The following is a 13,714-nucleotide window of genomic DNA, read 5'->3' on the forward strand; positions in this document are numbered from 1 at the left end:
TCAGGAGCCACCATGCACACCCGTAACCTGCTTGTCGCTTCACTCTCAATGCTTGCCACCGCCGCTGTCGCTCAGACCCAGTACGCCTGGGTGGGCACCTACAACCCCAACGGCGAAGGGCTCTACCGCTTTACCGTCGACCCGCAATCCGGCGCGCTTGCCAACAAAACGCTGGTGAGCAAACTGCCGAACGCCGCGCAGTTAACCGTCTCCCACGACGGTAAAACGCTCTATCTGGCAAGCGAAGTGGAGCAGGGGGTGGTGCAGGCGCTGCGGGTGGGCGATAACGGCGAGCTGAGCGAACTGAATCAGGTGGCCTCCGGCGGTGCGGGGCCGGTCTATCTCTCGCTGACGCCGAACGGCAAGCACCTGCTGGTGGCCAACTATGTCAGCGGATCCATTGCGGTGCTGCCGATCAACGCTGACGGCAGCCTGGGTAATGCCACGGATACCCACCAGGATCAAGGCGAGCCGGGTGCCGCTAAACCCGAAGCCGCCGTAGAGGGCAGTTTTGCTATCAGCGATCATAACGGCCCCCATGCGCACATGATCGCCGCCGATCCGAGCGGGAAATATGTCTTTGCCACCGATCTGGGGCTGGATCGTATCTATCAGTACCGTTTTGACGATCGCACCGGGAAGCTCACCCCGAACGATCCGCCGTTTATCAGCGCCTCTTCGAAAGGGGCCGGGCCGCGCCATTTCGTCTTTACGCCAAAAGGTGACGCCCTGTGGCTGATAAACGAAGAGGCGTCTACGCTGACCCATTATGCCGTAGAGGCCAACGGCACGCTGAAAGAGGGCAAGAGTGTCTCTGCGCTGCCAGCCGGCTACAAGGGCACCAGTTTTGCCGCCGGGCTGGCGTTAAGTGGTGATGGTAAGCAGTTGTATGTTGCTAACCGTTTGCATAACAGCATCGGCCACTTTACCGTAACGGCGGAAGGAACGCTGACGCATCAGGACGATGTCTGGACGCGGGGCGATTACCCGCGCACCCTGACGCTGGATAAACAGGGGCGCTGGCTCTATGTCATGAACCAGCGCAGCGACAACATCACCCGGTTTCGCGTGGCGCAGGACGGCAAGCTGAGCGTCGAGCCAGACTATACCCCGGTCGGCAGTCCATCCCAGATGGTCATTTCACCCTAAGCTGTAAGAGGACAACCCCGTGCGATTTCCCAACCAACGTTTAGCGCAACTGTTCGAGATGTTGCAAAACGAGACGCTGCCGCAGGACGAACTGGCGCAACGGTTGTCGGTCTCCACGCGTACCGTCCGGGCTGATATCACCGCGCTGAACGCGCTACTGGCGGGGAACGGGGCGCAGTTTATCCTTAGCCGGGGTAACGGCTATCAACTGAAAATTGACGATCCGGCGCGCTATCAGCTGTTGCAGGCTTCGCATCCGCGGACGTTGCGTATTCCGCGCACCGGCCCTGAACGGGTGCACTACCTGGTGGTGCGCTTTCTCACCTCGGCATTCTCCCTCAAGCTGGAGGATCTGGCCGACGAGTGGTTTGTCAGCCGCGCCACGCTGCAAAGCGATATGGCGGAGGTGCGCGAGTGGTTTCATCGCTATCGCCTGACCCTGGAGACCCGCCCGCGCCACGGCATGAAGCTGTTTGGCAGCGAGATGGCGATCCGCGCCTGCCTCACCGATCTGCTATGGCAGCTGGCGCAGCAGGACAACCTTAATCCGCTGGTGACGGAAGTGGCACTCAATGCGGGCGTGCCGGAGCAGCTCGCCGCCGTGCTGCATGAGACCTTTACCCGCCACCATATCCGCCTGACCGATGAGGGCGAGCTGTTTTTACGGCTCTACGGCGCGGTAACGGTGCGACGCATCAGCGAAGGCTATCCGCTGCCGGAGTTTAACGCCGAAGAGGTGGCCGAGAATGTGCGCGACGCGGCGCGGGATATCGCCAGCGCCATCGCCCGGCTGGCAGATAAAACGCTGTCGCCTTCGGAGGTGACCTGGCTGGGAGTACATATCGCCGCGCGTCAGGTGCAGGAGATCTCCCCCAGCGCCATTAACGCCGATGATGAAGAGGCGCTGGTGAACTACATCCTGCGCTATATCAACACCCACTATAACTACAACCTCCTCGACGACGCCCAGCTCCACGCGGATCTGCTGACCCACATAAAAACCATGATCACCCGGGTGCGCTATCAGATCATGATCCCCAATCCGCTGCTGGATAACATCAAGCAGCACTATCCGATGGCGTGGGACATGACCCTGGCGGCGGTGTCGAGCTGGGGCAAGTACACCCCGTATGCGATCAGCGAAAACGAGATTGGCTTCCTGGTGCTGCATATCGGCGTCGGCCTGGAGCGCCACTACAACATTGGCTATCAGCGCCAGCCGCGGGTGATGCTGGTGTGCGACGCAGGCAACGCGATGGTGCGGATGATCGAGGCCGTTTTGCAGCGCAAGTATCCGCAAATCGAGGTGACGCGCGTGCTGACGCTGCGGGAGTATGAGCAGTGCGAGAACATCAGCGAAGATTTCGTCATCTCCACCGCGCGGATCGGCGAAAAAGCCAAGCCGGTGGTGATGATCGCCCCGTTCCCGACCGACTATCAGCTTGAGCAGATCGGCAAGCTGGTGCTGGTGGACAGAACGCGCCCCTGGATGCTGGAAAAGTACTTTGACGCCAGCCACTTCCGCGTGATTAATCAACCCATCGACCAGCAGACGCTGTTCCGTGAGCTGTGCGGTCAGCTACAGGAGGAGGGGTTTGTGGATGCGGATTTTCTCGACTCGGTGGTGGAGCGCGAGGCCATCGTCAGCACCCTGCTCGGCGACGGCATCGCCCTGCCGCACTCCCTCGGTTTGCTGGCACAAAAAACCGTGGTCTACACCGTGCTGGCCCCGCAGGGGATTCAGTGGGGGGATGAAACCGCGCACGTGATCTTCCTGCTGGCGATCAGTAAAAGCGAGTATGAAGAGGCGATGGCTATCTACGATATCTTCGTCACTTTCCTGCGCGAGCGGGCGATGACCCGGCTCTGTCAATGTCACGACTTTGCGGAGTTTAAAGCCGTGGCGATGGAGAGTTTGAGCCGGTTTTGAGCTCAACGCAGATGATGCACCACCTGGTTACTGCTGCCGCGCCAGATAAGCATCGGATCTTTCAGATCCTGCACAAATTTGCCGTCGATCAGCACGTTGATCAGATCCACCACCTGCATTTGCTCATCGTTCAGTTCGTCCAGCTTATAACCCGTCCACACCCAGATATCTTTGCCCGGGCACTCGGCGCGAATGCGCTGCACCAGCTTAAGGATATCCGGCACGTTTTGCGGGTGCAGCGGATCGCCGCCGGAGAGCGAAATCCCCTGGCGTTTGATGCGCGTGTCGTTGAGATCGTCGATGATCCGCTGTTCCATCTCCGCGGTAAACGGCATGCCGGAGTTGAGCCGCCAGGTGCTTTTGTTGTAGCAGCCGGGGCATTCATGAACGCAGCCGGAGACAAACAGGGTGCAGCGGGTGCCGGGGCCGTTGACGATGTCGACGGGGTAGTACTGGTGATAGTTCATTTTCGCTTCTCAATTGACGCCATTACTGCGTTGGCCGCTCTCACTCACCCGGGTCACTTACTTATGTAAGCTCCCAGGGATTCGCTCGCTTGCCGCCTTGTCCTGGCGCCAATTGCTTTGCGAAAAGTATTGCGTCGGCAGAATAACCACGCCGGGTGTCGCGTAGCGATCCCGGCCTACAATGAGAGTGCGGTCCGTAGGCCCGGTAAGCGCAGCGCCACCGGGCATTAACGTGGCAGCGGATTAACCGATCTGCCCATTCCCCAGATGCTTCACGCGGCGCTTCACCTCTTCCTGCTTACCTGCATTGAACGGACGGGCGTCCGGGCTGCCGAGGTAACCGCACACGCGGCGAGTCACGGAGACGCGGGCGGCGTCGTGGTTACCGCATTTCGGGCAAGTGAAGCCTTTGCTGGTGCACTCGAACTCACCGGTAAAGCCGCACTCGTAGCACTCGTCGATAGGCGTGTTGGTGCCGTAGTAGGGCACGTGCTGATAGCTGTAATCCCACACGTCTTCCAGCGCCTTCAGGTTGTGCTGAATGTTCGGGTACTCGCCGTAACAGATAAACCCGCCGCTTGCCAATGGTGGGTAGGCTGCTTCAAAATCGATCTTGTCGTACGGGTTGACCTTCTTCTCCACGTCGAGGTGGAAGCTGTTGGTGTAGTAGCCCTTATCGGTGACACCTTCCACCACGCCAAACTCGGCGGTATCCAGGCGGCAGAAGCGGTCGCACAGGTTTTCGCTCGGGGTGCTGTAGAGGCTGAAGCCGTAGCCGGTTTCCTCTTTCCACCGATCCACCGCGTCGCGCAGGCGCTGGACGATAGCGATACCTTTCTCACGCAGGGCTTCGCTGTCGTAGATGTGCTGGTCGCCAAACAGGGCGTTAATGGTTTCGTGAATGCCGATATAGCCCAGCGAAATGGAGGCCCGGCCATTCTTGAAGATCTCCGACACATCATCGTCGGCCTTCAGGCGCACGCCGCAGGCCCCTTCCATATAGAGGATCGGGGCGACGCGGGCTTTGACCCCTTCCAGACGGGCGATACGGGTCATCAGCGCCTTACGCGCCAGCACCAGGCGCTCGTCCAGCAGTTTCCAGAATGTTGCTTCGTTGCCTTTGGCTTCCAGCGCGATGCGCGGCAGGTTCAGGCTGATCACGCCCAGGTTGTTACGCCCGTCGTGGATCTGCTCGCCGTTCTCATCTTCGTACACGCCGAGGAAGCTGCGGCAGCCCATGGGGGTTTTGAACGAGCCGGTGACTTTCACCACCTGGTCATAGTTCAGAATGTCCGGATACATGCGCTTGCTCGCGCACTCCAGCGCCAGCTGTTTGATGTCGTAGTTCGGATCGCCGAACTTGTGGTTCAAACCGTCGCGGATGGCGAACACCAGCTTCGGGAAGACCGCGGTTTTGCGGTTTTTGCCGAGGCCGGAAATGCGGTTACGTAGAATGGACTGCTGGATCAGGCGCGATTCCCAGCTGGTGCCCAGCCCAAAGCCAAAGGTGACAAACGGCGTCTGACCGTTGGCGGTGTGCAGGGTGTTCACCTCATATTCCAGCGACTGGAAGGCGTCGTAGCACTCTTTCTCGGTGCGGGAGCGGGCATATCCATCCGCATCCGGGATCTGCCACTCTTCCGCCACCTGGCGATGCTTGTTGAAGCTGGCGGTCACAAACGGGGCCAGTACTTCGTCGATCCGGTTGATGGTGGTGCCGCCATAAATGTGGCTGGCGACCTGGGCGATAATCTGCGCCGTCACTGCGGTGGCGGTGGAGATCGATTTTGGCGGTTCAATCTCGGCGTTGCCCATCTTGAAGCCGTGCGTCAGCATGCCCTTCAGGTCGATCAGCATGCAGTTGAACATCGGGAAGAACGGCGAATAGTCGAGATCGTGATAGTGGATATCCCCGCGCTCATGGGCCTGCACCACATCGCGTGGCAGCAGGTGCTGACGGGCGTAGTGTTTAGCCACAATACCGGCCAGCAGATCGCGCTGGGTGGGGATCACTTTGCTGTCTTTGTTGGCGTTTTCGTTGAGCAGCGCGGAGTTGGTCTGTTCCACCAGGCCGCGGATCTCCTGGTTCAGGCGACCGCGTTTTTCACGTTCAATATCCCGGTCGTGACGGTATTCAATGTAGGCGCGCGCCAGCTGCTTATACGGGCCGGACATCAGCTGGTTTTCCACCGCGGTCTGGATCTCGTTAATGTCGACCTTGCTGCGGCCCATCATCTGGTTGCTGACCACCTCTGCGACGGTGGCGCAGTAATCTGCGTCATCGACTCCCGCTGCTTTAGCTGCACGCAGAATCGCTTCCTGAATGCGCTCTGATTTGAAAGGCACGTTACAGCCATCTCGTTTCATCACATGCGGTGTCATGATCACTCCATTTAAGAACAGGTTATCCACAGAGGCAGGAAAAAGGCGCGGGAGCGTAACTCTCGACGCGCGCGCGATTTCTCCTGATTTCGACCCTTTTTATCCACAAATTTATGTTGTGTGGTGTCCGTCGTCTTGTGGAAATAATAGACCATGGATACAACATCTTGGGTCGGCGAGCATTCTAAGTTCTATATGTAGTGATTTGCATCAAACAAGTTTGCGATTTATTTGATTCAGGACAAGGTAAAAAACGAAGTGTACAGATGACGCGCGATAGAGGATTTGTAAATTTTGCAAGCCGAAATCGGGGTGATTTTCCACCCAAAAAGCGTGCGCCGGGCAACCGTGCGGTGCCCGGCACAGAAGGTTATGCCTGTAGCCACCAGACCGCTTCAAACGGCCTCAGGGTCATGGTGCCCGGCTGCGGCGAGACCTCGGCATAGTTGCTCATCACCACCTGCCAGTTGCCGTCCACCGTCTGCGGTTGCCAGGGCTGGCAGGCGCGGCTCAGGTTAGCCACCACCATCAGCGTCTGGCCCTGCCACTGACGGCGGTAGCACCACAGCGACGGGTGATCCGGGAGCAGATCCGCATAATCCCCCCAGGTCAGCACCGGCAGGGTTTTACGCAGCGTAATCAGCCTCTGGTAGGTGTAAAACACCGAGTCGGGATCGGCCAGCGCCGCGGCGACGTTGATCGTCTCTGCGTTATCGCTCAGGGCGATCCACGGCTCGCCGGTGGTGAAGCCAGCGTTGGGGGAGGCATCCCACTGCATCGGCGTGCGGCTGTTGTCGCGGGATTTGCTCGCGAGGATCGCCAGCAGCTCATCGGCGTCCCGCCCCTGCGTGCGCAGTTCGGCGAACATGTTGTGGCTCTCCACGTCCCGGTAGTCGGTGATGCGGGTGAAGTGTGGATTGGTCATGCCAATCTCTTCACCCTGATAGATGTAAGGGGTACCCTGCATGCCGTGCAGCACCATCGCCAGCATCTTCGCCGCCGGGACGCGGTACTCTCCCTCATCGCCAAAACGTGAGACGATGCGCGGCTGATCGTGGTTACACCAGAACAGCGCGTTCCACGCCCGGTTGTGCATCCCCTGCTGCCAGTGGCTGAACAGGGCCTTCAGCGCCACGAAATCGGGCTTCGCCAGCGTCCACTTCTCGCCGTTGGGATAATCCACCTTCAGGTGGTGGAAGTTAAAGGTCATCGACAGCTCACGCCCGTCGAGCGCCGCGTACTGCTGGCAGTGCGCCAGGCTGGTGGAGGACATCTCGCCCACCGTCATCAGATTGCGCGGGGTAAAGACCTCCCGGCTCATCTCCTGCAAAAACGCGTGTATGCGCGGGCCATCGGTATAGAAGCGGCGGCCATCACCGATCGCATCGTCGGGGAAGTCCTGGTCTTTCGACACCAGGTTAATCACGTCGAGACGCAGGCCGTCCACGCCGCGATCGGCCCAGAACTCGCACACCTTTTTCAGCTCGGCGCGCACCTGCGGGTTCTCCCAGTTGAGATCGGCCTGCTCCGGAGCAAAGAGGTGCAGATAGTACTGCTCGCTTTCGGCGTGCCAGCGCCAGGCCTTGCCGCCAAACTTGGAGCGCCAGTTGTTGGGAGTCTGCTCCGGGGTGCCGTCGCGCCAGATATAGAACTCGCGGTACGGGCTGGCTTTATTGAGCGACTCGCGGAACCAGGGGTGCTGGGTGGAGGTATGGTTAAACACCATATCCAGCACGATGCGTATCCCGCGCTCATGAGCCTGGGCCACCAGCGCGTCGAAATCGTCCAGCGTGCCGTAGGCCGGATCGATGCTAACGTAGTTTGCCACGTCGTAGCCGTTATCCACCTGTGGGGAGATGTAGAACGGCGTCAGCCAGAGGGCGTCAACGCCGAGGGTTTTCAGGTAGTCGAGACGCGACGTCACGCCGCGCAGATCGCCGGTGCCGCGCCCGGTGGTGTCCTGGAAGCTCTTCGGGTAGATCTGATAGATGACGCCGTTCTGCCACCAGTGAGGAAGGGTATTCATAATGCGTTCCTGCAAATGCGAAGGGGCGCAACTGCGCCCCGAAGAAGATTAAACCGCCTGCAATGTGCCCTGACGATACTTGCGCTGATAGACAACGGTCGTGAGCGCCATCGGCACGACGATCGCCACGGCCATCGCCAGCGCGAAGACCTGCCAGAAGGCGGTCTGGATGGAGAGGATGCCCGGCAGACCGCCGACGCCGATGCCGTTGGCCATCACGCCGTTCAGGCCACACAGCAGGCCCGCCAGCCCGGAGCCGATCATCGCGCAGAGCATCGGGAAGCGATATTTCAGGTTGATGCCGTACATCGCCGGTTCGGTGACGCCGAGATAGGCGGAGATGGCCGCCGGAACCGAGATCTCACGTTCGTTATGCTTACGGCTGACGATGATGATGCCGGTGACTGCCGAGGCCTGCGCAATGTTCGACAGGGCGATCAGCGGCCACACCGGGGTGCCGCCGAGGCTCTGGATCATCTGCATATCAATCGCCAGGGTGGTCTGATGCACGCCGGTGATCACCAGTGGAGCATAGAGGAAGCCAAACAGCGCGGCGCCAATCGGGGCGAAGCTGCCGGTCATCAGGTGACGCACCGCGTACGCCACGCCGTCACCAATCATGCGGCCAAACGGACCGATAAAGGCGTGGGCGAGGAACACCGCGAGGATCAGGGAGCAGACCGGCACCACCACCAGGTAGAGGTAGTCTGGCACCATACGCTTAAGACGGGTTTCAATCATCCCCAGCGCCAGGCCCGCGAGCAGGGCCGGGATCACCTGCGCCTGATAGCCCACTTTGGCGATGGTGAACAGGCCGAAGTTCCACACCTCAGGTACCTGCTGACCAAGTAAGTAAGCGTTCATTAACTGCGGAGAGACCAGCGTTACGCCCAGTACGATGCCGAGGATTGGCGTACCGCCCATTTTGCGCACCGCCGACCAGCAGATCCCTACCGGCAGATAGAAGAAGATCGCCTCGCCAATCAGCCACAGGAAGTCATAGATGCTCTGCAACGCCGGGTACATCTGCGCCAGGGTTTTGCCGCCGCTCATTGGCACATCGCCAATCACGTTACGGAAGCCGAGGATCAAGCCGCCGCTGATCAGCGCCGGCAGCAGCGGGAAGAAAATCTCCGCGAAATGTGAAATGAGCTGTTCATGCCACTTCATATTCTGGCGCGCGGCCTTTTTGGCCTGCTCTTTATCCGCCGATGAATGACCGGTGGTGGCCAGCAGCGCCTTGTAGTAGTCGCCCACCTCGGTGCCGATCACCACCTGGAACTGTCCGGCGTTGGTGAAGCAGCCTTTCACCATCGATAGCTCTTCGATCGCTTTCGGGTTGGCTTTGGCCGGGTCGTTCAGCACAAAACGCAGGCGGGTAATGCAGTGGCTGACTGTGGCGATATTGTCACGTCCGCCAACCAGCACGATCAGCTGGTCGATATCCGTTTGTTTTACTTTGCTCATCATGAAACCTCATGACAGATGGTAGGGGTTATGGACTGGGGGCAAGCCTACTCTTTCAGCATAATTCGGAAAATGGGAACGTTCCCGAAATCGGGCGAGGATCACAATAAAGCCTCTTATGACGCTCAGGAGAGGGCGACGGGAATGACGATCTGACGCGGTTTGCTACGGCCGTTAATCTGCTCAATCAATTGCCTGGCGGCCTGACGACCGGAGTCGGCGTAGCCGGGATCGACGGTGATGATCTCCGGGTGCAGGAACTTCATCAGCGGCGTATTGCCCACGCTCGCCAGCTGCAGGTTATCGATTCGCTGTTCTTGTAAGTACTTACTTGCGCCCAGAGCCAGAGTATCCGTGGCACAGAGCAGGGCGGTGGTCTGCGGGGTCAGCACGTCGGCCACCTTTTCATAACCCTGCTTCATGCCAAGGCCGGGTAACGCGGCTACGGCGGGGAGCGCGTGCTGTTTACAAAACGCGAGGTAGGCAGCATGACGGCGCTGACCGGTGGTAACATCGCTGTGCGGCACGCCGAGATAGCTGATATGGCGATGGCCGCTCTCATACAGGCGCTGCATCAGGGTGAGAATCGCCCCTTCGTCGTCATAGCATACGGAGGCAAACCCGCGGGCATCCCGCGCCATCAGCACCAGCGACGGCTTCCAGGGGATGAGCATCTCTTCATTGATGCCGGTAAAGCCAAACAGCACCACGCCATCAATGTTGCGGCGTTTCAGCATGCCGAGGTGCTCTTCCACCATCTGCGGCGAGAACTTGCTCTCCATCATGATCGGATCGTAGCCCTGCTCATAGAAGGCGGGCAGCATGGTCTGTACGGCCAGGTTCTCTGAAAGCGAATCCAGACGGGTGACGATGATCGCCACCACTTTATCGCTCTGCCCACGCATGGCGCGCGCCGAGCGGGAAGGGGAAAAACCGTGCTGGTTCATAACCGCCTCGACCCGTTCGCGCGTGCGCTGGCTGACACCACTTTCGTTGTTCAGCACCCGTGAGACGGTGGACTTACCCACGCCGCTCAGACGCGCAATATCTTTAATGGTGAGGCGGTTCTGCATGCTTTATATCCTGTTATGCATCAATGAAATAATCATTAATCCTAAGTCGGGTCCCGGGTTGTGCAATGGGCAATGTCTGGTTTACGTTTGGTTTAATACCCGGCCGTTATCATACCGCCCGAATTGCCGTACGCGGTATGGCTAAAACGCTATAGTGCGCACCGACTTACCTTTTTTTCTTACCGGAGGCTGTATGGATCCCGATCCCACCCCTCTCCCGACAGGGAGAACCCGTTCACTCCGGTAAGCCTTTTCACTGCCTTACCGGATGCGTAGGGCAGTGACGTATTCCCGCGTCCCTGCATAACTGATATCGCCGCTCAGGTGTGGCTCTGTCACGTCTGAAGGCAAAACTGCGCCCGTTTTTTGCGGGTGCGGGGGACTTGTTATGTTCAAAAATTTCACACAGCAGCTGTTTACCCGGCTGAGCCGTCACCTGCCGCGCCGTCTGGTGCAGCGCACCCCTATGGCAACCGGCAAAAGTGATGCCGCTATTCCCGCCACCCTTGCCGCCCACTGCCTGCAGGTTGCCGCCATGGATGAGCCCGCCCTGTGGCGGACGTTTGGCAGCCACCCGGAAGGGCTCACCGCCGCCGAGGTTCAGGCTACCCGCGCCCTTCACGGCGAAAACACCATCCCGGCGCAACAACCGGCCCGCTGGTGGGTGCATCTGTGGGCCTGCTACCGCAACCCTTTTAACCTGCTGCTGACGGTGCTTGGTCTTATCTCTTATGCCACAGAAGACCTGTTTGCCGCCGGGGTGATCGCCCTGATGGTGGGCATCTCCACGCTGCTGAACTTTATTCAGGAGGCCCGCTCCACCCGCGCGGCGGATGCCCTGAAGGCGATGGTCAGTAATACCGCCACCGTCCTGCGCACCCTCAACGACAAAGGGGAAAGCGGCTGGCAGGAGATCCCCATTGATCAGCTGGTGCCGGGGGATCTGGTGAAGCTGGCGGCCGGGGACATGATCCCGGCAGATTTACGCATTATCCAGGCCCGCGACCTGTTCGTGGCCCAGGCGTCGTTGACCGGCGAATCCCTGCCGGTAGAGAAAGTCGCCCACAGCCGCGATCCGCAGCAGAAAAACCCGCTGGAGTGCGACACCCTCTGCTTTATGGGCACCACGGTGGTCAGCGGCACAGCGCAGGCGATGGTGATCGCCACCGGGGGCAACACCTGGTTTGGGCAGCTGGCCGGGCGCGTCAGCGAGCAGGAGAGCGAACCCAACGCCTTCCAGCAGGGGATTGGCCGCGTCAGCATGCTGCTGATCCGCTTTATGCTGGCGATGACCCCCATCGTGCTGCTGATTAACGGCTACACCAAAGGCGACTGGTGGGAGGCCGCGCTATTCGCCCTCTCGGTGGCGGTGGGGCTCACCCCGGAGATGCTGCCGATGATTGTCACCTCGACCCTGGCGCGTGGAGCGGTAAAACTCTCTAAGCAGAAGGTGATCGTCAAGCACCTCGATGCCATTCAGAACTTTGGCGCCATGGATATCCTCTGCACCGACAAAACCGGCACCCTGACCCAGGACAAGATCGTGCTGGAGCACCACACCGACATCGCAGGCAAGATCTGCGAGCGGGTGCTGGAAACCGCCTGGCTGAACAGCCACTACCAGACCGGGTTGAAAAACCTGCTCGACGTTGCGGTGCTGGAAGGGGTGGATGAAGCCACCGCCCGTGCCCTTTCATCCCGCTGGCAGAAGGTGGATGAGATCCCCTTTGACTTCGAACGCCGCCGCATGTCGGTGGTGGTGAGTGAAGAGCAGGGCGTGCATCAGCTGATCTGCAAAGGGGCATTACAGGAGATCCTCAATGTATCTACCCAGGTGCGGCATCACGGTGAAATTGTTCCCCTGGATGAGACCATGCTGCGACGCATCAAACGCGTCACCGACAACCTGAACCGCCAGGGGCTGCGGGTGGTGGCGGTCGCCAGCAAGTTCCTGCCCGCGCGGGAAGGTGACTATCAGCGTATCGACGAATCCGATTTGATCCTCGAAGGGTATATCGCCTTCCTCGATCCGCCAAAAGAGACCACCGCACCGGCGTTAAAGGCACTGAAAAAGAGCGGCATCACGGTGAAAATCCTCACCGGCGACAGCGAGCTGGTGGCGGCGAAAGTGTGCCGCGACGTGGGGCTGGATGCAGGCGAAGTGGTGACGGGCAGCGAAATAGACGCCCTCTCGGACGATGCGCTGGCGCTGCTTGCAAAGCGCACCACGCTCTTTGCACGCCTGACGCCAATGCACAAGGAGCGCATTGTCACTCTGCTGAAGCGTGAGGGGCACGTGGTGGGCTTTATGGGCGACGGCATTAACGACGCCCCCGCGCTGCGTGCGGCGGATATCGGCATCTCGGTCGACGGAGCGGTGGATATTGCCCGGGAGGCGGCGGATATCATTCTGCTGGAGAAGAGCCTGATGGTGCTGGAAGAGGGGGTGATCGAAGGTCGCCGTACCTTCGCCAATATGCTCAAGTACATCAAAATGACCGCCAGCTCCAACTTCGGCAACGTCTTCAGCGTCCTGGTGGCGAGCGCATTTCTGCCGTTCCTGCCGATGCTGCCGCTGCATCTGCTGATCCAGAACCTGATGTACGACATCTCGCAGGTGGCGATCCCGTTTGATAACGTCGACGACGATCAGATCCAGAAGCCGCAGCGCTGGGAGCCGGCAGAACTGGGCCGGTTTATGCTCTTTTTCGGCCCGATCAGCTCCATCTTCGACATTCTGACCTTCTGCCTGATGTGGTTTGTGTTCCACGCTAACACCCCGGAACAGCAGACTCTGTTCCAGTCCGGCTGGTTCGTGGTGGGGCTGCTGTCGCAAACGCTGATTGTGCATATGATCCGTACCCGGCGCATTCCGTTCCTCCAGAGCCGCGCCGCCTGGCCGCTGATCGTGATGACGGGGCTGGTGATGGTGCTCGGCATCGCGCTGCCGTTCTCGGGGCTGGCAGGCTACCTGCAACTGCAGGCGCTGCCGCTCAGCTACTTCCCGTGGCTGGTGGCGATCCTCGCCGGGTATATGACGCTGACGCAGCTGGTGAAAGGGTTTTATAGCCGCCGGTACGGGTGGCAGTGATTTTTGCCGGGTGGCGCTGCGCTTACCCGGCTACTGGCTTTCTTCCCAAATTCCACAACCTGTGATCGCCATCATCCGCCGTGCTTGACGCAAATTTGCGCACATGTTAACAGAATGTTTTGCCTTTTT

At 59.6% G+C, this 13,714-nt stretch carries 8 protein-coding genes; 3 read left to right on the top strand and 5 right to left on the bottom strand.

Annotation, left to right across the window (positions count from 1 at the left end; genetic code table 11):
• The first annotated feature begins 12 nt into the window (after positions 1-12).
• Positions 13-1,149 carry a lactonase family protein gene (locus FHC51_RS07720; RefSeq protein WP_220435237.1) on the top strand — a complete coding sequence of 379 codons (1,137 nt, stop codon included), beginning with the start codon at positions 13-15 and terminating at the stop codon, positions 1,147-1,149.
• Between the two features lie 19 nt (positions 1,150-1,168).
• Positions 1,169-3,079: a transcription antiterminator gene (locus FHC51_RS07725; protein ID WP_220435238.1), complete on the top strand. Its 1,911-nt coding sequence runs from the start codon at positions 1,169-1,171 to the stop codon at positions 3,077-3,079.
• Between the two features lie 2 nt (positions 3,080-3,081).
• Here the strand turns inward: FHC51_RS07725 and nrdG are convergent, their stop codons facing one another.
• The 5 genes from nrdG to treR form a co-directional block, all read right to left on the bottom strand.
• The gene (gene nrdG / locus FHC51_RS07730) at positions 3,082-3,546 is read right to left on the bottom strand and encodes an anaerobic ribonucleoside-triphosphate reductase-activating protein (protein ID WP_220435239.1); all 465 of its coding nucleotides are present in this window, start codon (positions 3,544-3,546) and stop codon (positions 3,082-3,084) included.
• 243 nt (positions 3,547-3,789) lie between these two features.
• Positions 3,790-5,928, bottom strand: coding sequence for an anaerobic ribonucleoside-triphosphate reductase (nrdD, locus tag FHC51_RS07735; protein WP_220435240.1), 2,139 nt, complete (start codon positions 5,926-5,928; stop codon positions 3,790-3,792).
• A 370-nt stretch (positions 5,929-6,298) separates the two neighbouring features.
• Positions 6,299-7,954: an alpha,alpha-phosphotrehalase gene (treC, locus tag FHC51_RS07740; protein WP_220435241.1), complete on the bottom strand. Its 1,656-nt coding sequence runs from the start codon at positions 7,952-7,954 to the stop codon at positions 6,299-6,301.
• Positions 7,955-8,002: 48 nt separating this feature from the next.
• Positions 8,003-9,421, bottom strand: a complete 1,419-nt coding sequence (treB, locus tag FHC51_RS07745) for a PTS trehalose transporter subunit IIBC (protein WP_220436662.1) — start codon at positions 9,419-9,421, stop codon at positions 8,003-8,005.
• A gap of 125 nt (positions 9,422-9,546) precedes the next feature.
• Positions 9,547-10,494 carry a trehalose operon repressor TreR gene (treR, locus tag FHC51_RS07750; protein WP_220435242.1) on the bottom strand — a complete coding sequence of 316 codons (948 nt, stop codon included), beginning with the start codon at positions 10,492-10,494 and terminating at the stop codon, positions 9,547-9,549.
• Between the two features lie 388 nt (positions 10,495-10,882).
• Here treR and mgtA point away from each other — a divergent pair, with 388 nt between their 5' ends.
• Positions 10,883-13,585 (top strand): magnesium-translocating P-type ATPase, encoded by a 2,703-nt coding sequence (mgtA, locus tag FHC51_RS07755; RefSeq protein WP_220435243.1) that lies wholly within the window; start codon positions 10,883-10,885, stop codon positions 13,583-13,585.
• Positions 13,586-13,714: the final 129 nt, after the last annotated feature.

The sequence above is a fragment of the Leclercia sp. EC_58 genome (assembly GCF_019584355.1).
Classification (GTDB): Bacteria; Pseudomonadota; Gammaproteobacteria; order Enterobacterales; family Enterobacteriaceae; genus Enterobacter.